This window comes from Limnospira platensis NIES-39, from assembly GCF_026000695.1.
Classification (GTDB): domain Bacteria; phylum Cyanobacteriota; class Cyanobacteriia; order Cyanobacteriales; family Microcoleaceae; genus Limnospira; species Limnospira platensis.
Genome location: NZ_AP026945.1, coordinates 2890114 through 2908528 on the forward strand (window position 1 = coordinate 2890114; position 18415 = coordinate 2908528).

The following is an 18415-nucleotide window of genomic DNA, read 5'->3' on the forward strand; positions in this document are numbered from 1 at the left end:
AATTACCCTACTTTTCCCCTTGTTCTTTTGAACGCAGCGTATCAACCTATTTCGCTACTTCATATTTACGATGGTTCAAGCCGGACATTCGGTTTCCCTAATCATGGATGGTTGGCAGTGGTCGGATTATTGGGAATAGGTTTCCCTCACGCCTTCCGTTCCCCGCTTCAGTCCTGGGGTTGTGATTCTCAAAACTGGGGGTGGCTGTTATGGTCGAAAGGGAAGTCACCTTCCCCGACTCCACTTCAAAACCGTACTTGAGACTTTCATCTCATACGGCTCCTGATGTGAATACCCCTTTGTCAGTGGGAACAGGGCTACAACCCCCTGCTTTATGACCTCAACTTTCGGAGCTATATACACACGTAGTCATTAACTCGTTTTCGTCATAACACTCTTAGTTGTTGTGGTCTCTATATCCACACCGTGACTAGTGGGCATATCCTAACCATTACAGTTAGGCATTAGCTTTCAGTCACATCCTTTTCCCTTAAAGGCATACGCTTACACTTTTCGCTACTCCACAAGTACATCCTGCCACTTGAGAGCCAATGAGGGGTTTAAACGTTCCATCTATGCGGGCATTCCATCTTTAGATTCGTCCTATCCACCGGGGTACTTTAAAGGTCTGTGAAGGTGGTGGTAATATACCCCTTCTTTTCCCCGTGCTCTTTTGAGCGCAGCGTATCAACCTATTTCGCTACTAGAGTATTACGATGGTTCAAGCCGGACATTCGGTTTCCCTAATCATGGATGGTTGGCAGTGGTCGCCTCTGGTAGTAGGTTCTACTTCACGCCTTCCGTTCCCCGCTTCAATCCTGGGGTTATGATTCCCAAAACTGGGGGTGGCTATCGCCGTTACTCTCAACCTTACGTTATACTCAAGGGGTTCACAACTCCCCTCTTTTTTTCGCTCAGTCTTGACCTTGAGTCTCTCTGCCTTATCTGGTTGTCGAAGCCAGATGTTGAGACACATAGATAGTTATGGGATGGTCAGGGGTGCGAATCCCTTATATTCCACCAAGGGGTGGAAGTCCCACTAGGAGGTTATTTAAGGCATTGCAGCCCTATTTCACTCCTAAACGTCTCGCACATCGCCGTTACTCTTAACGCCCTGATTTCTCAGTTGGTTTATGACCTTGAGTTCCCTGCCTTGCTTAGATTTCTCCAAGCGTCGGGACATATAAACAGTTATGGGATGGTCAGGGTTGCGAATCCCTTATATTCCACCAAGGGGTGGAAGTCCCACTAGGATGTTATTTCAGGCATTGCAGCCTTATTTGACTCCTAAACGTCTCGCACATCATCAATATGATAGAAACCGCCACCTTTGCAGCCGGATGTTTTTGGGGAGTCGCCGCCAAATTTAGTCAGATCAACGGCGTAATTGAAACCGCCACCGGATATATGGGGGGACATTTTCCCCACCCATCTTATTTAGATGTAGCCGCCAGAATTACAGGTCATGCAGAAGTGGTACAGCTTCAATATAATCGTGATCTAGTTTCCTACGAACAACTATTAGAAGTCTTTTGGCAAATTCATGACCCCACCTCCCTAAACCGCCAAGGTCCTGACCGAGGTGAACAATACCGATCAGCAATTTTTTATCATAATTCCCAACAGGAACAAATCGCCAGAAAATCCAAACATCAACTGCAAATATCAGGAACCTATCCGCGACCTATTGTTACCGAAATTAAACCCGCATCCGAATTTTACCCCGGTTCCGGTGGTCCTTAAAATTAGATACTATATCGCCAATCAATCCACTGCGTCAATGGTCATCATGATCAATTCTCAGAAGACCTCCTAGCAGTAATTTCAATTATATATGGGTGATAGCTATTAGGTTCATAGGAACCCACCCAAATTTCATACCTACCAGATAACCACTGACCGATAATTCCTGGGTTCATACCAATTAAGTCATCATTACACCAACTCCCCCCTGGTCCCCTAACCACAATTACCGTGTCTTCATTGCTTTTAACCGTCAGACTCAGATGGTTAAAAAACTCAGTTAAAACCAGGGTATGGTCTGGCTTTTGATCCACATAACCGATACAGGAACCCGTTGGCGTTTCCTCTCTACCCGCAATATCTTGACTCCTCACCGGACCCCCACTCAGTCCCCTAAGAATCATTGGATCTGGTTCAAAATTCGGTGATAGCGTCACGTTTTCAAACATTAAGGTTGGGTTAGAACCCTGAGAATAAGCCACCCCTGAACTATTGACAAATAACCCAACAACTGCCACCATTGAGCTAAATATCATGCTTTTGGTTGGCTCAATTTCCATCAGTCTGTCTCCTTATATCACACAATTTGAGATAACTATATTATAGTTATAATTAGCTTTTAATTATCCGGCTATCATCCCTATGGCCCTGGGGAAGGTCTGGTAGCGCTATTTGAGACTTACAGAATCATGAATAATAGCTGATTAATAGCTATCCCGATTACAACAATCCCCTGTCTTATGTTGAAGACAGGGGAATCATAATATACGGAAGTTACCTAACTTCTAGTTGTATCAAGTCCGTTTTAGCTAGGTGTTATTGACTGATTAACCGGACTTGAGATTTACCATGTTTGACGTTGTGTAATTAGAGCTGCAATTAACATTTTTACCAGTAAATAAATGCCAATATTTTTTTAGCAATAATTATCCTGATAAATAGTCACTCTAAACAGTATTAATTTTCCCCAAACACATCTTTCTTAAACTCGCGCCACTTATTAACCAGTTCTTCACGAGTTTCGCTCCGCAGTAAATAGCGATAGACAAACCATCCAGAGAATCCAATTCCCACCATTTCTAAACTGGGTTTAACTAGGGGGATTTGATTAATAATATCAATCACCCCAACTAACACCCGCAGGGTTACAAACAACACAATAATCAGAATTACAGTTGTTAGCGGACGGTAGTATTCACTGAAAAACTTACTAAAGTTTTCTGGTAAATTCGAGAAAAAGTCCAGGACCTTTTCTTTAATCGCTGTCACATCTACTTCCGGCATATCTACACCCCCCTCAAGTGTGGGTTCGGTAGTTATAGCAGCAGGTTGAGCAGCGGCTACAGGTTCCGGTTTTGGTTCCGGTTTTGGTTCCGGTTTTGGTTCCGGTTTCGGTTCTGGGGGTTTAGCAGCCACAGGTTCTGGTTTCGGTTCGGCTTTGGGTTCTGGTTTGGGTTCTGGGGGTTTAGCAGCCACAGGTTCTGGTTTCGGTTCGGCTTTGGGTTCTGGTTTCGGTTCGGCTTTGGGTTCTGGGGGTTTAGCAGCCACAGGTTCTGGTTTGGGTTCCGGTTTGGGTTCTGGTTTCGGTTCTGGGGTTTTAGCAGCCACAGGTTCCGGTTTGGGTTCTGGTTTGGGTTCTGGGGTTTTAGCAGCAGGTTTAGCCTCAACTACAGGTTCGTGATCTTTGGGAGTAGAGGATTTAGCTGGAGTAGTATCTGCTTTAGTAGCAGACTTTTTATCCTCAATGGGAGTTTTATCGTCTTGTGGTTTGGATTTAGAGCTATCCGCCATAGCATTCAGCCTCAATAACAATTAACGATCTAATATGTTTTGCAAGCGAGTTAGATCAGTTCCTCGCTGATGAAGAAGCAGCCAGGACTCAACTAAATCCGGGCCATGAACAGCCCCAGTGAGAGCTGCTCTGAGCGATCGCATGATCAGCCCTTTTTTAAGTTTCGTCTCTTTGGTAACAGCTTTGATCATATCCTTGACGGTATCTGCTGTCAGTGTTGGCTCAGATTCGAGTTTATCCTTGATAGCTGCCAAGACGGTTTGGGCTCCCTCTTGTTGCAACTGCTGCTGGGCTTCTTCATCTAAACTGACACTGGAGGGAAAGAACATCGCCGCCATATCTACTGCATCTTTGAGACGGGTAAGACTAGGACCAATGAGGGTTGTTAACTGTTCCAACCAAAGGCGATCGCTCTGTGGTTCAAAGTCATAACCGGCCTCTTCCCAATAGGGAATCAACATATCTGTCAACTCCGACACTGGCAGATTATGGATATACTGACCATTCAACCAATCGAGCTTATCCCAGTCAAATTTTGCCCCCGCCTTATTGACTCTATCAAAACCAAAGTTTTTCGCCGCCTGTTCTAGGGTAAAGATTTCCTGAGTCGAATCAGTGGGAGTCCAACCCAATAGTGTCATATAATTAGCCAAGGCGGGGGCTGTGTAACCCAAATTTTGGAAATCTGAGATAGAAGTCACCCCGTCCCGCTTAGATAGTTTACGGCCATCAGGATTCAAAATCAAAGGAGTGTGGGCGAATTCTGGAACCCTTCCCCCGAAGGCTTCGTAGAGTAGTATCTGTTTGGCAGTATTAGCGATATGGTCTTCACCGCGAATTACATGGGTGATCTGCATATCAATATCATCGACCACCACCGCCAAATTATAGAGAGGCTGACCGATTGCATTGCTACTGGAAGCCCTAGCAATGACCATATCTCCCCCCAAGTCGGAGCCTTTCCAGACTACCGAACCCCTGACCAAATCATTCCATCTAATTTCTCGGTTGTCGTCTATTTTAAAGCGAATCACGGCACTGCGGCCTTCAGCTTCCAAAGCCGCCCTTTGTGCTGCGGTTAGGTCGCGGTGGCGGTTATCATAGCGAGGAGCTTGATTTTTAGCTTTTTGAGCCGATCGCATTTCCTCAAGTTCTTCCGGGGTACAATAGCAACGGTAAGCCAAACCCGCATCTAGGAGTTTACGGATAGCTTCCCGGTACAAATCCAGGCGCTCCGACTGAAAAAACGGCCCCTCATCCCAATTTAGGCCCAACCAAGTTAGTCCATCCAAAATATTTTGGGTAAATTCAGGACGCGATCGCTCTTGATCTGTATCTTCAATGCGTACTATAAACTCACCGCCCTGATTTCGGGCGAAAAGCCAGTTAAATACAGCGGTTCTGGCTGTACCAATGTGTAGATTACCTGTAGGGCTAGGAGCCAAACGAACTCTGACAGTCATAATTTCTGGGTTGCCTTTGTATCTTGATCGCGCCAACGGCTGGCTAATTGTCAATGTTGGCTTTTGTCCACTCAACAAACCACAATCGCCATCTCAACATTGTATCTTTTTTTGTAACTGTCCATACCACCGAAAGCGATCGCAAACCCATTCTACCCTCAACCAACATTGGCTGCGGGTGCAAGAGTCTTGTCCTGTTTCCTGGGGCTGACCTAGCACCCGCCCTTATGGGAGGGCGCTTTTTCGCTCAGAATACAATTTGGCTGGTTCCGATTATTCTACGGAATTTTCCGGCATTTTTTCCGCTGAAAATGTGATAAAATTACCAAACAGAGCCAGAGTTCTATAGCGATTATTCAACACTTCCGATGTGTAAATGCTAAAAAACATCGCATTTTGTCGGTGAGTAGAATTGTCAATAAAAGCCCTAATTGTAACCCGTTGAGAAGTTACCAAAGTATTGCAGGTGTCTACAATCATATTAGAAAAACCTCGGAGAATAGCCGGAACTTCCGCCTCATTACATAGGTTGTTTTTCGCTTCTTGGGATAACTTCACCGAGGCATATTCGAGATAGTCTTGGCGACTGGGGTTAGTTAAAGCCATTGTTCCCGCCAAAATGGCCAGAAAGATAGCCATTTTACTGATATGCCCACCAGCATGGCTTGATTCCATCCGATCAACTTTCATCATTTTAAATAATCACCTCTAACAGCATTTTATCGAGAAAAATAGATCATCATACTAGGTTAAGTTCCATTAACCCGGACTAGGGCTGATCAGAGTTAAAATTGTTAGACAAACAAGTAGGGATCGAGAGAGATGTTACCATCTCCCCCTCCCATTCAAAACCGTACTTGAGACTTTCACCTCATACGGCTCTAGTGGTGCTTCCACATCCAGATAATTGGCATAGACACGAAAAACTTCCTGATGTGACGCACGCGCAGACTGCTCCATTGTTAAGAATGCAGCGTTGACGTTGTCAAGTGCCGTCTTATCATCGCGGGTGTGGCGGTGCAATAGTTGAAGATTCTTGTATTCATCCTTTCCGCCGTGGCTTCGAGGTACAATGTGGTCTACTTCAACTAAATCTGATGGGGTAAAGTATTGCCCACACCAGGCGCATAGGCCTTTTTGCTTTTTGAGTAGTTTTGCTACCCTGTTTGGCGTATCAATTGCTTGACCTTTTCTGGTTGCCCAGTAAGTCCAGTTTCCGTCATAAAGTGTTGCTTCAGGGCGTATCAGGGTATGTCTGACAATCGGAGTGTAGCTATGCTTCCATAGTCTATGTCCATCCTTGGTACAGAATAACCAAGTTTCATGCCTTTCTCTATCATCGCTGAGTTTAACCGTTTCCGGTCTACAATAGTTACTCAGTTCTTTAGGATTTGCCTTTCCGCATCTTGAGATTCTCCATGCCCGTAACATTTGCCAGATTATATGGTCTAACTTATTGAAGGTCTCAGATGAGACGACCCCTGAATAGTAATTTGAGTTATGGTCGAACAGGAAGTCACCTTCCCGAGCTCCACTTCAAAACCGTGCTTGCGAGTTTCCCAGCACACGGCTCCTGATATGGACACCCTTTTTCGTAGGAACAGAGTTACTACCCCCTGCTTTCGTACTTCGACTTTTGGAGCTGTATACAACCACGTAGTCTTTAAACTCGCTCTCGTCATAATACTCTTAATCGCCGCAGTATCTATGTCCATACCTTGACTAGTGGGCATATCCTAACCATTACAGTTAGGCATTGGCTTTCAGTCATATCCTACTCCCTCCAAGGGGTAGGGGTCGAAAGGGAAGTCACCCTCCCCAACTCCCATTCAAAACCGTACTTGAGACTTTCACCTCATACGGCTCCTGATGTGGACACCCCTTTGTCATGGGAACAGGGTTACGACCCCCTGCTTTGTATAGCACAAGATAGAACAGTTAGGACGTATAATGGCAAGGATATCTACAGAAGACCCAAAAAGCCAGCCCCCTACAGTTACGACCTTAGACAAAAAGTTATTAATGCAATTGAACTAGACGGTATGCCCAAAACAGAAGCCAGTCAAGTTTTCCATGTCAGCCGGAACACCATCAATCTCTGGCTGCAAAGAAAAGAACACACCGGCGACTTCCTCCCTAAACCTAATCGCCCACCTGGTCATAGCCACCAAATTACCGACTGGCACAAATTCAAGGCTTTTGCCCAAGAGCATGGCCACAAAACCTCCGCTCAGATGGCTGAACTTTGGGATGACGACATCTCTCCTCGCACCATATCCAGAGCCTTGAAGAAAATTGGCTTCACCAGAAAAAAAACTTACGGCTACCAAGAACGTGATGAGCAACAGCGAGAGGAGTTTATTGCTCAGATTGAACATATGGAGCCGGAAGGGTTGGTTTACCTCGATGAAGCTGGCATGAATAGTCAAGACTCGGATTATCCTTATGGTTACTGCCAGGAAGGACAACGCTTCGATGCCCTCAAATCAGGGAAGAGGCAGGGCAGGGTGAGCTATATAGCCGCATGGTGTCATCAACAACTCTTAGCCCCCGATCGCTTTGAGGGTTGTTGTAATCGGACAGTGTTTGAGTTGTGGTTGGAGTTCATCTTAATTCCAACATTGAAGCCAGGTCAAACTCTAGTACTGGACAATGCAACGTTTCATAAAGGGGGGCGGCAGGCTGAACTGGTGGAGGCAGCTCAATGCCGTTTACTCTATCTTCCGCCTTATTCGCCAGACCTCAACAAGATAGAGAAATGTTGGTCGTGGTTGAAAGCCCGCATTCGCCATTGCACGTGAGCAGTTTGATTCTCTCGATGATGCCATGGATTCCGCTCTAAAAGCTGCGTCCTAACCGTATTGACTAGTGCTATAACCATAAGGATAATCCGAGTCTTGACTATTCATGCCAGCTTCATCGAGGTAAACCAACCCTTCCGGCTCCATATGTTCAATCTGAGCAATAAACTCCTCTCGCTGTTGCTCATCACGTTCTTGGTAGCCGTAAGTTTTTTTTCTGGTGAAGCCAATTTTCTTCAAGGCTCTGGATATGGTGCGAGGAGAGATGTCGTCATCCCAAAGTTCAGCCATCTGAGCGGAGGTTTTGTGGCCATGCTCTTGGGCAAAAGCCTTGAATTTGTGCCAGTCGGTAATTTGGTGGCTATGACCAGGTGGGCGATTAGGTTTAGGGAGGAAGTCGCCGGTGTGTTCTTTTCTTTGCAGCCAGAGATTGATGGTGTTCCGGCTGACATGGAAAACTTGACTGGCTTCTGTTTTGGGCATACCGTCTAGTTCAATTGCATTAATAACTTTTTGTCTAAGGTCGTAACTGTAGGGGGCTGGCTTTTTGGGTCTTCTGTAGATATCCTTGCCATTATACGTCCTAACTGTTCTGTCTTGTGCTATAACCTTGAGAAAAAGTGCGAGACGTTCAGGCATGAAATAGGGTTGCAATACCCGAAATAACCGCCTGATGGGTATTTCAACCCCTTGGTTGAATATAAGGAGCGCACTCCTGACCATCCCCATAACTGTTTATATGTCCCAACATTTGTATAGAAATATACAAATAAGGCAGGGAACCCAAGGTCAACACACTCCGTAATAATTATTTACATTTCTTAATAATTGAAGGGACGGAAAACCGAACCGGAAAGAAATCGGGAAACCGAACAGGAATAAATGGAATGGAGATGAGGGTAATGGCGATAGCCACCCCCAGTTTTGGGAATCATAACCCCAGGATTGAAGCGGGGAACGGAAGGCGTGAAGTAGAACCTACTACCAGACGCGACCACTGCCAACCATCCATGATTAGGGAAACCAAATGTCCGGATTGAACCATCGTAAGGATTAAGTAGCGAAATAGGTTGATACGCTGCATTCAAAAGAGTAAGGGGAAAAGTAGGGGTCTTTTTTTACTACCTACACAGACCTTTAAAGTACCCCGGTGGATAGGACAAATCTCAAGATGGAATGCCCATATAAATGGAACGTTTTAACCCCTTTTAGGCTCTGACAATCTGGTCGAGAAAGTCAGTAGTGAAAGTGTAAGCGCAAGCCTATTAGGGGGTGAGATGTGACCAAAAGCCAACGCCCTGTTGTAATGGCAGGGATATGCTAACAGGTCACGGTTTGATTGTAAAGAAATAGAGCCTAGTAGGTGTACAAATGGCGATAGCGAGTTTAAAGAAAGGATTTGGGAAACCAAAACCAATCAAGACTACGAACAACGCATGGAAGGCAATCCCATGGACTAAGGTTCAACGGAGAGTTTTCAAGCTCCAAAAGAGTATATTTCAAGCAGCTAAATCGGGACAAGACGCAAAGGCACGAAGGTGGCAACGTCTATTGGTGAAGTCATATTATGCCCGGCTCCTAGCAGTGCGGCTGTAGGGGCGGGTTCCACGGTCAGCCATGCTTCCCAACAGTCAGCTTAATAAACCCGCCCCCCAAGCGGGTCAAGGCAAGAAGACAGCCGGTGTTGATGGAGTAAGAGTAATCTCTCCAAGACAAAGGTTTGAACTGGTCAAGAACATTAAGGGAAACCTCAAAGCAAAACCACTGCGACGGGTTTGGATTCCAAAACCTGGTAGGGATGAAAAAAGCTGGAATAGGAATACCCACAATCCAAGATAGAGCAAGGCAAGCCTTGGTTAAGTCGGCTCTCGAACCTGAATGGGAATCGAGATTTGAAGGCACAAGCTACGGGTTCCATCCTGGACGGTCTGCCCATGACGCAATCAGCAGAATTTATATTGCCATAAATAAGGGACAATACTATGTCCTTGATGCTGATATAGCAAAATGCTCTTACCGTGAACCATGATTACCTATTGTCCAAAATTCATTGTCCAAGCCGCCTAAAAAGAGACCTGAAACAATGGCTCAAAGGAGGTGTGCTAGATAACGGTGTACTTGAGGATACAGAAACAGGGACACCTCAAGGAGGGGTAATAAGTCCACTTCTTGCCAACATCGCACTGTTGGGAATGGAAAGATTAATCAAAAACCTGTATCCAAATAAAGGAACAGCCATACAAGCCAACCTAATACGATATGCCGATGATTTCGTTGTTATTTCAAAAGACTTAGAAATCATTGAACAGTGCAAAACTGCTATAACCGAATGGTTAAAACCTGTAGGATTAGAGATTAAACCCGAAAAGACTCGAATCTGCCACACACTCAAAACCATTGAGTATAATGGCAAAATAGAAAAACCGGGGTTTGATTTTCTCGGATTCAATATCAGGCAATACCCAGTAGGAAAATACAAGTCTGGAAAAACCGGGAGTCTCATGAGCCGACCAATCGGACATAAGACCCACATAAAACCCAGCCAAAAAGCAGTTAAAGCCCACACAGAAGTGATAAAAGGTGTAATTAAACGAAATAAAACCACACCTCAATCAGCCCTGATTAAACAGCTAAACCCGATGATTCGGGGATGGTCAAACTATTATTCAGCGGTAGTCTCGACAGAGACCTTCACTAAGCTAGACTTCATAATCTGGTTAATGTTAAGGGCATCGACAAATTCAAGATGCGGAGAGGCGAATTACAAAAAGCTAGAAAACTATTTCAGACATGGAACGGTTAAACTTAGCAATGGGAAAGAAAGGCATGAATCTTGGTTATTCCAGACCAATGATGGACACCAATTATGGAAACATAACTGGACTCCGATTGTCAGACACACCTTAATTCGCCCAGACGCAACGCCATACGACGGAAATTGGACTTACTGGGTAACCAGGAAAGGACAAGCAATCGATACGCCAAATAGGGTAGCAAAACTACTCAAAAAACAAAAAGGCAAGTGCACCTGGTGTGGGCAATTCTTTACCCCATCAGATTTAATTGAAGTAGACCACATTGTACCTAGAAGCCATGGCGGAAAGGATGAATACAAAAATCTTCAATTATTACACCGCCACACCCGCGATGATAAAACAGCTCTTGATGAAGAGATGATGCTGTACTCTTAACAAGGAGACGGTCAAATTAGGAGCCGTATGAGGTGAAAGTCTCATGTACGGTTCTGCTGCTGAATGGGAGGGGTAGACCGTGAGGTCTATCTCGACCCCTATTAATAGAATAGACCTGTTGACAAAGCCCCAAATTGTGTTAAAGTGAAGATAAGTTCATAAGGACAACCCAATAACTGGTTAAACCTGTAAGTTTTGGCACTTTCTTTTTAGCCCGGACTTTAGTTCAAACCGAAGTCAGCCCAGGGCTGCAAAAGCCAACAGGAAAAACCAATGAACTACCGCAATTCTGACCTTCCGAAAGCCAATCGGCAGACTTCCAGCCCCAAAAAAACCAACAGTAGAAGACTTGATCCTGTACATTCAGGAAAGCGGCAAGTATGCTGAGTTAGTAGAGAAAGCGAAAAACCCTAGCCCAAGCCAGAAGAAGCCTAAAAAACTCCGAAACCTGATTAAGCAACTCCAGGGATTAGTCATTGCTAACCCCAAAGACTTTCGGGGTCGGGCTATTGTCTCCAATAACTTAGAAAAAGATAGCGAACGCACGGCTTGTTTAGTGACCCTTAGCAGTGTGATTAATGCGGCAACTAGCTTTCCACTGCTGTACTATGCTTTCAGAGACTTAAGTGTTCTAGGAGTTCCGGTCACGCTACTGGTCAATGGTTTGCTTCTCAAATACACGAACGGTGCAGCTACCGCCGTTTCTGCTCGAAAACCCTATGGTCGTTCTTGGTCAAATTGGGCGATCGCAGGCATGATATCCATTAATACAATTCTATCACTAATCGCCGCAGCGGGAACCGAACTCTTACTCAACCCATCCGGTTTAAGTCAACTCAAAGCCCAAGAATTATTAGCAGAAAGAATCAACCAGGTAGAAAGCCTCAAACAACTAGACAGCCCTCAATACAAAGACGCTTTAACCCGATGCGAACAAGGGGAAAAAGAACTCAACCGACTGCATCCATATCACCCCCGCAGACAATCCCTATTCGTGCAAGTGTACGGAACCTGGGAACAACAGAACACCAACTGGGCAACAGTACCCCTGGAAGAATTACCCCTCTGTCCGAAAGCTTCTCGACTCGGTCAACAAGCTCACCAAAACTATGAAACCGCCAAACAGGAACTGGAAGAAAGCCTCGCTATCCGGGTGAAGATGGGGAACGACTTGGCATTCCTCCAACAACACAAGCCCCAAGTCTACCAGGAACATTTTACCCCCGACGGTGAACTCCGCTCCGGCATCGAAGCCACTCGGCTGGCTATTATCAACTTTCGCAGCAAATTAATTCAGGGAGATTGGTCTAGCTTAGGCTTTCACCTGTTCTCCCTGTTAGTCTCCATCATCACCAGTGGGCCCGCTTGCGGGATGACTATCGCCCTCAGTCTTCGCAAAGATACTCGCCAATCCTTTAGTGAAACCGTTGAACTGCAACGAAACATCTGGCTAGAAAGCAGACGCCAAGAACTACAAGAACTGATGAACTCAGAAGCAGAATTCAACGATTAAACCCCTGGCATTCAAGGCGTTTTTCCCTAACCTCTGTCCCTCAATTCACCTCACTTCAAAAAATAGCTGGAGATTTAACCATGAACAGACAAGACTCCATTTCCTCCAACGGTTCCTCGCAGTTCAACACCAATAAAGTATCCCCCTTACATTCGGTTTCAGTTCTGGCAGAAAATCCTCAAAATTCCTCCTATAAAATGCGGCTACTCAGCTTATGGATAGATGAAATAAAAAAAACCGGAAGAATTGATTACCCAGAATTAGTTCAATACCTCAATCAAGTCTACGAGGTCGAAAATACACAAGATGGACAGTTATTAATGACCCAACACTGTGAGGTTTTAGTCGAGAATTTAAAAGCAGCACAAGCTGATATTCGCCAATCCGCTCAAATCATTCATTTAACGATCAATCAGTTGACTGATGCGATGAATTATGAGAGTTTAATCCCAGAAAAACAACAATAATTAAGAGGGCAAATTCGGGAAAAATTCAGCCATTTCTACAATGAGTAGAATACCTAATCTATATTACTCAATACTATGTCTATGAACCTTCATACTTTTGGCAGAAATGGATACGCCGCACAGAAGATAGTCAAGCAGAAACCCTTCGCAAATGGATAAATGATCTTAATTATATCCGCCAGTACATCGCTCAACAAGTCCAAATCGGAGGACTCCCTGGGGAATTTCCAGACCATCATCTCAACAGCCCAAATCTCCGAAGACTCCACAAATACTTGGAAAATGCACCAGGTTTAGGGGATTTGTTAGGGAACTTTGTTCAACAGGCTTTGCAGCATAAAATCGCCGGGGGAACTCGGTTTCAACTGCCTAAGCCCTTTCACAAAGACTCGTAAATAATCAGACAATTTCAGTAAAAATCAATTCTAAACAGACTCAAAAAGGAGGATAAAACCATGACTCAATCCCCAAAATTCGTAAATAACGGTGAAGCCATTTCCACTCAAAAGTTGAAAGCAGAATATGCGGAAGGGCGGCGATATTTCAGTTATACCAACTTGACCCAAATTAACTTGCAGGGGATGAGTTTGTGTGAAATAGACTTGCTGCTGTACTTTACAAAGCTAACTTAGAGGGAGTTAACCTTTTTAAAGCTAATTTGACGGGAGCGAATTGTGCGAATGCTAACTTGAGTTGCGCCAATTTCAGTTTAACCTGTCTTGAAAATGCCAACTTTGCGAGTGCCGAGTTATATCAGGTTGATTTACAGGGAGCAACTGCTTTAGGATGTAATTTTTACAAAGCTAATTTGCTGGGTGCGAACTTGAGTCAAGCTGATTTAGAACGGGCGAATTTAAGTTATGCTAATCTCAGGGATGCCGATTTGAGTTGGGCGAATCTCAGTGTTACAAATTTAGCACAGACGAACTTACAAAATACAAATTTGAGTTGGGCAGATTTGGATATTGCTAACCCGGAACACGCTCAGTTCAAGTTCACCACTCTAACAGGAGTTCGTCTGCCCTGGGGAGTCTATATTGTTAGTCATAAAAAGGCGAGAAAGGAAGATAATTATCATTAAGTTTTCCCACGGTAAAAGGTCAAATTGAAAAACATGACTTTTTACCGGATTACTTTAAAAATTTTCACCGATAGAAATCTATGCTTTGGCAAAACCTTGCTATCGATATCACCGCAGTTCGGCTATAACAATTAAATGTCTACACAGCAGTAGAGTATTTTTTGTGTCACGAAATTCAGCCTTCAGAAAATGCTCTTACCCTTGAAAAAGTGCAACATTATTGACAAGCATTCACCCATTTATGTGATGTTGAAGACTGGCAAGGTGCCGTATTAATTTTAATGGTAGCTCCAGAGCCTCAAAGTGATGAAGAACTGCACCATCAACTGGGACTATGGGGCTATTATGCCGAACAAGAAAATCTCTACAATGCGTTACTCTCCAAAATAGATTTCCCAATCGATACCGTTTGCTACAATGGCTTGGGAAATATTGCTGATTCCAGAGGAGAGTTAGACAAAGCAACCCACTATCATCAGCAACACTTGGAACTCTCTAAAAAACTCGGCGATCGCCAAGGAGAGTGGATGGCACTAACAGGTTTGGGCAATGTAGAGAAAAGTCGGGGACGATGGAAAGAAGCCATCACCTATTATCGTCAAGCTTTAAATATGCTTGAAGATAGTCAGGACTTGGCAAAATTGACTCAAAGCGGTGCGATACTTCTGGGCAACTTAGCGAACGTCTGGCGTTACCACAAACCCGATGAAGCTCTCCAACTTGCCACAGCAGCCCTTGAACAGTTCCAAACTTTTTCAAGTCTTACCCACGTTGAGAGAAAGACTCGACAATTATAGCAAACCTGAACTGATCGATCTCATTGAAATCATGCTAGAGCGAGATCCAATATTATTGTCTCTTGTGGGCGGCTCTTTTCTTCCTCGTTCGCTGATTACTACTGCTCTCCTCTTACCAACGAGTCAAGCCATTCTCGAAGCACTACAACCCATTGTTAACAATGCCCAATTTTTTCTCAAAGCGGGCGATCTTTTCAATGCCGGACTACTTTATCAACTCCTTCTCGGAGAACTAACACGGGGCTATGATGCCGAACGACAGGCTCTCGACTACAACGGTGAACTCTGTCGGTTTTCAGCAATATTGGTTGTTGAACTGGCAGAGTGTTTAACAGATCAAAGTATTTCAGAATCGGTGCAAAATCTTTGGGTTAAGACTCTTTTGGAAGCTTATTGCAAAGACCTTGAAATAGGTGCAATTGGGTATGCTGATGGGGTTGAGACGGTCTTACTAAACACCCCAGCGACACAGTGGGAGAGTATTTTAACAACCTTGAAAGGGCTGAACCAATCACTTTGGGGCAGACAGAAAATTAAACAGTTATTGGAGCGACGGGAGAAACTTAAACAATCTCCTCTGGAGGAACAGGATTTTGATGAAATTTTTCGAGACTATCAAGAAAAAATAGAAAAGTATATTGCCCAACGCAATCGCCGCTCCTATTGAAAAGCGATTGAATTTTTACAAAACCTGAAATCCATTTGCGATCGCACAGGTCAGCAGTCTCTTTGGGATTGTTATATTGAAGTTTTGCGATCGCGTTATGCCAATCTCAAAACTCTATGGCTTGAAATTGATGCTTCAGATTTACAGTTAAAATAAATCATTTTCATTGATTTCAGTCAACTCGTTTTCATACGTTTAACTTTCAAAGAAGTTTAAAGGCTTATGTACAAGCATCGGCTAATTATAGTCCGTGCTTTGGTTTCCATACGTTTAACTTTCAAAGAAGTTTAAAGCCATTGTCGATTCCGACAAAAAACCTTGTTCTTATGAGTTTCCATACGTTTAACTTTCAAAGAAGTTTAAAGTAGAAAAGGTCGGCGATCCGACCAAAAAATACTGCGTTTCCATACGTTTAACTGTCAAAGAAGTTTAAAGGCTGGTCAATCGTCTGTCAATACCAGCGGTAATGTTGGTTTCCATACGTTTAACTTTCAAAGAAGTTTAAAGCTTGAACAATTACTGCTTGTTCAGAAGCGCAAATCATACCAGTTTCCATACGTTTAACTTTCAAAGAAGTTTAAAGAGTGCCGAGTTGAAACCCTTGCTCTGACTGTACTCTAGCACTCAAATTTGTGGGGGTCAAGCAAACACCCAAATTATTGAGACATATTTGCAATAAGACCCCAGAAAAAATGGCTCAAACCTTTACTCTGACTGAGCTTTGTGTGGGTCAACGAAATCATCAGGGTTTCAGCGATTCTTCAACCCCCACAATGATATTTACCTTACATCTTTGTTAGCATGGGCCGATAGACTTCCCGCTCTCCCATCAGGCAAGAAATATACTCCCAAACCTGCAACTCCAAACACCGATAATAACTAACCTTGTAACCCGTATGGGGATGAGTGGTTTTCAAAGAAAGCTTATCGTGCCAATGCTTCAGATATTTCTTGAGAGCATCGGAATAAATATAAACCCCACCCCGTTCGTCACTTGGGGTAAAATCTTCCGGGGTAAAAATTCCCGAATTCACCAGATAGATAACGAGAGAATCCACCACCGGGGCGCGAAACTCCTCAATCAAATCCGACACCAACGCCGGATGGTTGCTACGAGGAACATGAAGATTGCCGTAATGGGGATGTAAACCCACCGCCAGAATTAACGAGTGAATATTTTGATGGAGTAGAGTATAACCCAGACTCAACAAACTATTCACTGGATCAGTTGGAGGGCGACGGGTACGGTGTTCAAAGGTGAACGGAGGTTGTACCAATGCCCGCAAAGCCTGAAAATAGATGCGAGTTCCGAAGCCTTCGTAACCCAATAGAGATTCGAGCAACTCCACCTCAGCAATTTTTTCTTGCCAGACTCCCAATTCTTCAATCGCTTCAATCACTTGAGAAATTTGGCGATCGCGGTTGAGACGACGCAGTAAAATCCGACAGTTGTGCAGTTTTCCGGCAACAATCACTTTAGCCTGACGCAGCACAAAGGTTTCATCTTCAGCACAATGGACTTGTCGGCTGAGGTAGTCTACCCGTGTCATCCCATCGGTTTGCAGGCGACCAAAGTAACGACCTTGATCAGACAAAAACAAAATGGGAATGCGACGACGCAAAGCCAAACCAATCGCACCGTGCGACAAATTACAACAGCCAAAGAGGATAATATAGTCTACGACATTGACGGGAATAGACACTTTCAGATCATTGCCGAGCAAAACCTGAAATTGCTGATGTTTCACCTTGACATAAGCACCCTGATCCGTAACATAAAGTGTTGTCATACCTTCCCTCCAAGAATCCAGAAAATTTCGAGTTGATAAAGACTTGCGGGTTGGGGTAACAATCGAGCAAGCAAAGGGAGGACGAGAAGCTACAGAAACCGCTTTCTTGTTGTGATTTCGTCGGGGTTGCTTGTACTCTGGGGTAATAATTTCTCCAGCTTGAAAGCCATAACCAAGAAAGACAAACTCCTCACCTGGGGCAAAAATGTGAGTTTTCTCCGGTTGCAGGGTTAGATAAATATCTGATAGCCAATCTTCGATTAAGTTCAAAAAGCGTGTTGCTTCTAATAGGCTTCTCGCTACAATGACAAAATCATCTCCATAACGGGTCAGGTAGGCTCCTGCATCCAAACAGCGTCGGTCAAATTCACTCAAATACAAATTCGCCAAAGCACCCGACAAAATGCCACCTTGTAAAACCCCACGACCCGACAGGATAGGCATTCCCCCGACAACAATACCCGCCTCTAACTGCCCTTTGATATAACGCACCACCGTTTGATCGACTGACAGTTCCTCCAACTGAGACAGCAGCAATGTTCGACAAAGGCTATCAAAAAACTGCGAGATATCTGCTTTGATTGTCCATGTTTGGGAGGAATACACCTCGGCAACCCGTTCGATCGCGTGTTTCACTCCGACTCCTGGACGATAAGCAAAAGAGCAGTCTTGAAACGTTTCTTCTAAGATCGGATAAAGCGATCGCAACAGCAAGCGTTGGACAATGCGATCGCGCACAGTTGGAATCCCAATAAGCCGATGACCACCACTTTTTTTAACTCGATAAAACCCCAAAGCGGGTAAAGGATGATAGATATCTTGCTGAAGCTGGTGGGCGAGTCGTTTGAGTTATTCGTCTAGAAAATGAGCAAATAATTCGACAGAGATGCCATCAATCCCGGCTGTTTTGCTGCGAGTGCGGACTTGATAACATGCCGCCAACAAAGCATCTTCCATTGGGAGTTGAGCATCGAAAAAAACCACATTCTTTGAGTTGAACAACGACAGTATCCAGTTAATCAAACGGATTTTTGTGTTCGCACTTGAGTTATTTTTTTACAACTTCTATCTGAACTGCTATCCCAACGCCAAAAAATCTCCCCAATTTTT

The 18415-nt window shown here is 44.3% G+C and carries 20 protein-coding genes, 2 pseudogenes and 1 CRISPR repeat array; of the genes and pseudogenes, 13 read left to right on the forward strand and 9 right to left on the reverse strand.

Features of this window, described 5'->3' with window-relative positions; genetic code table 11:
- Window positions 1-721: 721 nt before the first annotated feature.
- Window positions 722-976: a hypothetical protein gene (locus tag N39L_RS14040; RefSeq protein ID WP_035735762.1), complete on the reverse strand. Its 255-nt coding sequence runs from the start codon at window positions 974-976 to the stop codon at window positions 722-724.
- 335 nt (window positions 977-1311) lie between these two features.
- On the opposite strand from N39L_RS14040, the gene msrA reads away from it, so the two are divergent.
- Complete coding sequence (msrA, locus tag N39L_RS14045; protein WP_006616038.1) at window positions 1312-1743, forward strand: peptide-methionine (S)-S-oxide reductase MsrA; 432 nt, start codon at window positions 1312-1314, stop codon at window positions 1741-1743.
- A 50-nt stretch (window positions 1744-1793) separates the two neighbouring features.
- Here msrA and N39L_RS14050 read toward each other — a convergent pair whose 3' ends face one another.
- The 5 genes and pseudogenes from N39L_RS14050 to N39L_RS14070 form a co-directional block, all read right to left on the reverse strand.
- The gene (locus tag N39L_RS14050; protein ID WP_006616037.1) at window positions 1794-2303 is read right to left on the reverse strand and encodes a hypothetical protein; all 510 of its coding nucleotides are present in this window, start codon (window positions 2301-2303) and stop codon (window positions 1794-1796) included.
- 397 nt (window positions 2304-2700) lie between these two features.
- Entirely contained in the window at window positions 2701-3534 is an 834-nt protein-coding gene (locus tag N39L_RS14055; protein ID WP_315670307.1) for a CAAD domain-containing protein, read from the reverse strand.
- A 21-nt stretch (window positions 3535-3555) separates the two neighbouring features.
- A complete protein-coding gene (gene gltX / locus N39L_RS14060; protein WP_006616161.1) occupies window positions 3556-4998 on the reverse strand; it encodes a glutamate--tRNA ligase in 1443 nt (480 codons plus the stop codon).
- 273 nt (window positions 4999-5271) lie between these two features.
- Window positions 5272-5691 (reverse strand): DUF4359 domain-containing protein, encoded by a 420-nt coding sequence (locus tag N39L_RS14065; RefSeq protein WP_014275541.1) that lies wholly within the window; start codon window positions 5689-5691, stop codon window positions 5272-5274.
- A 255-nt stretch (window positions 5692-5946) separates the two neighbouring features.
- Window positions 5947-6495: pseudogene (locus N39L_RS14070) on the reverse strand (HNH endonuclease); the annotation flags it as partial.
- A 464-nt stretch (window positions 6496-6959) separates the two neighbouring features.
- Here N39L_RS14070 and N39L_RS14080 point away from each other — a divergent pair.
- Window positions 6960-7854 (forward strand): IS630 family transposase gene (locus N39L_RS14080; RefSeq protein WP_231852371.1). Its coding sequence is split into 2 segments (ribosomal slippage): window positions 6960-7790 and window positions 7792-7854, totalling 894 coding nucleotides; the frame shifts between segments, so codons are not numbered across the junction.
- Between the two features lie 17 nt (window positions 7855-7871).
- Here N39L_RS14080 and N39L_RS14085 read toward each other — a convergent pair.
- Window positions 7872-8363, reverse strand: a pseudogene (locus N39L_RS14085) (IS630 transposase-related protein); the annotation flags it as partial.
- Window positions 8364-8701: 338 nt separating this feature from the next.
- Here N39L_RS14085 and N39L_RS14090 point away from each other — a divergent pair.
- The 11 genes from N39L_RS14090 (at window position 8702) to N39L_RS14140 (ending at window position 15515) form a co-directional block, all read left to right on the forward strand.
- Window positions 8702-8839 carry a hypothetical protein gene (locus N39L_RS14090; protein ID WP_162097031.1) on the forward strand — a complete coding sequence of 46 codons (138 nt, stop codon included), beginning with the start codon at window positions 8702-8704 and terminating at the stop codon, window positions 8837-8839.
- Window positions 8840-9170: 331 nt separating this feature from the next.
- Window positions 9171-9395 carry a reverse transcriptase N-terminal domain-containing protein gene (locus N39L_RS14095; RefSeq protein ID WP_014275545.1) on the forward strand — a complete coding sequence of 75 codons (225 nt, stop codon included), beginning with the start codon at window positions 9171-9173 and terminating at the stop codon, window positions 9393-9395.
- 21 nt (window positions 9396-9416) lie between these two features.
- Window positions 9417-9638, forward strand: a complete 222-nt coding sequence (locus N39L_RS14100) for a hypothetical protein (protein ID WP_014275546.1) — start codon at window positions 9417-9419, stop codon at window positions 9636-9638.
- Complete coding sequence (locus tag N39L_RS14105; RefSeq protein WP_014275547.1) at window positions 9598-9828, forward strand: reverse transcriptase domain-containing protein; 231 nt, start codon at window positions 9598-9600, stop codon at window positions 9826-9828. The genes N39L_RS14100 and N39L_RS14105 overlap by 41 nt, the downstream gene beginning before the upstream one ends.
- Window positions 9818-10990 carry a group II intron reverse transcriptase gene (locus tag N39L_RS14110; RefSeq protein WP_014275548.1) on the forward strand — a complete coding sequence of 391 codons (1173 nt, stop codon included), beginning with the start codon at window positions 9818-9820 and terminating at the stop codon, window positions 10988-10990. Before N39L_RS14105 ends, N39L_RS14110 begins: the two co-directional genes overlap by 11 nt.
- 349 nt (window positions 10991-11339) lie before the next feature.
- A complete protein-coding gene (locus N39L_RS14115; RefSeq protein WP_006616516.1) occupies window positions 11340-12503 on the forward strand; it encodes a hypothetical protein in 1164 nt (387 codons plus the stop codon).
- Window positions 12504-12583: 80 nt separating this feature from the next.
- On the forward strand, window positions 12584-12970 hold the full coding sequence (locus tag N39L_RS14120; protein WP_006616515.1) for a hypothetical protein: 387 nt from the start codon (window positions 12584-12586) through the stop codon (window positions 12968-12970).
- A 455-nt stretch (window positions 12971-13425) separates the two neighbouring features.
- Window positions 13426-13602: a hypothetical protein gene (locus tag N39L_RS14125; RefSeq protein ID WP_231852180.1), complete on the forward strand. Its 177-nt coding sequence runs from the start codon at window positions 13426-13428 to the stop codon at window positions 13600-13602.
- A gap of 26 nt (window positions 13603-13628) precedes the next feature.
- The gene (locus tag N39L_RS14130) at window positions 13629-14051 is read left to right on the forward strand and encodes a pentapeptide repeat-containing protein (protein ID WP_006616514.1); all 423 of its coding nucleotides are present in this window, start codon (window positions 13629-13631) and stop codon (window positions 14049-14051) included.
- Window positions 14052-14332: 281 nt separating this feature from the next.
- The gene (locus N39L_RS14135; protein ID WP_006616513.1) at window positions 14333-14848 is read left to right on the forward strand and encodes a tetratricopeptide repeat protein; all 516 of its coding nucleotides are present in this window, start codon (window positions 14333-14335) and stop codon (window positions 14846-14848) included.
- Entirely contained in the window at window positions 14823-15515 is a 693-nt protein-coding gene (locus N39L_RS14140) for a hypothetical protein (RefSeq protein ID WP_014275550.1), read from the forward strand. The genes N39L_RS14135 and N39L_RS14140 overlap by 26 nt, the downstream gene beginning before the upstream one ends.
- A 183-nt stretch (window positions 15516-15698) precedes the next feature.
- Window positions 15699-16098: a CRISPR direct-repeat array (repeat unit 35 nt; unit sequence GTTTCCATACGTTTAACTTTCAAAGAAGTTTAAAG).
- 202 nt (window positions 16099-16300) lie between these two features.
- Here the strand turns inward: N39L_RS14140 and cas1 are convergent.
- Together cas1 and N39L_RS14150 are read right to left on the reverse strand one after the other, a co-directional pair.
- Window positions 16301-18100: a CRISPR-associated endonuclease Cas1 gene (cas1, locus tag N39L_RS14145; RefSeq protein WP_014275551.1), complete on the reverse strand. Its 1800-nt coding sequence runs from the start codon at window positions 18098-18100 to the stop codon at window positions 16301-16303.
- 54 nt (window positions 18101-18154) lie between these two features.
- On the reverse strand, window positions 18155-18289 hold the full coding sequence (locus N39L_RS14150) for a hypothetical protein (protein ID WP_286131368.1): 135 nt from the start codon (window positions 18287-18289) through the stop codon (window positions 18155-18157).
- Window positions 18290-18415: the final 126 nt, after the last annotated feature.

Coding starts and splice junctions, on each gene's coding strand:
- N39L_RS14135 (WP_006616513.1), top strand. CDS start 14,333: ATGGTAGCTCCAGAGCCTCAAAGTGATGAAGAACTGCACCATCAACTG.
- N39L_RS14055 (WP_315670307.1), bottom strand. CDS start 3,534: ATGGCGGATAGCTCTAAATCCAAACCACAAGACGATAAAACTCCCATT.
- msrA (WP_006616038.1), top strand. CDS start 1,312: ATGATAGAAACCGCCACCTTTGCAGCCGGATGTTTTTGGGGAGTCGCC.
- N39L_RS14095 (WP_014275545.1), top strand. CDS start 9,171: ATGGCGATAGCGAGTTTAAAGAAAGGATTTGGGAAACCAAAACCAATC.
- N39L_RS14050 (WP_006616037.1), bottom strand. CDS start 2,303: ATGGAAATTGAGCCAACCAAAAGCATGATATTTAGCTCAATGGTGGCA.
- N39L_RS14105 (WP_014275547.1), top strand. CDS start 9,598: ATGAAAAAAGCTGGAATAGGAATACCCACAATCCAAGATAGAGCAAGG.
- gltX (WP_006616161.1), bottom strand. CDS start 4,998: ATGACTGTCAGAGTTCGTTTGGCTCCTAGCCCTACAGGTAATCTACAC.
- N39L_RS14125 (WP_231852180.1), top strand. CDS start 13,426: ATGACTCAATCCCCAAAATTCGTAAATAACGGTGAAGCCATTTCCACT.
- N39L_RS14120 (WP_006616515.1), top strand. CDS start 12,584: ATGAACAGACAAGACTCCATTTCCTCCAACGGTTCCTCGCAGTTCAAC.
- N39L_RS14100 (WP_014275546.1), top strand. CDS start 9,417: ATGCTTCCCAACAGTCAGCTTAATAAACCCGCCCCCCAAGCGGGTCAA.
- N39L_RS14065 (WP_014275541.1), bottom strand. CDS start 5,691: ATGATGAAAGTTGATCGGATGGAATCAAGCCATGCTGGTGGGCATATC.
- N39L_RS14090 (WP_162097031.1), top strand. CDS start 8,702: ATGGCGATAGCCACCCCCAGTTTTGGGAATCATAACCCCAGGATTGAA.
- N39L_RS14040 (WP_035735762.1), bottom strand. CDS start 976: ATGTGTCTCAACATCTGGCTTCGACAACCAGATAAGGCAGAGAGACTC.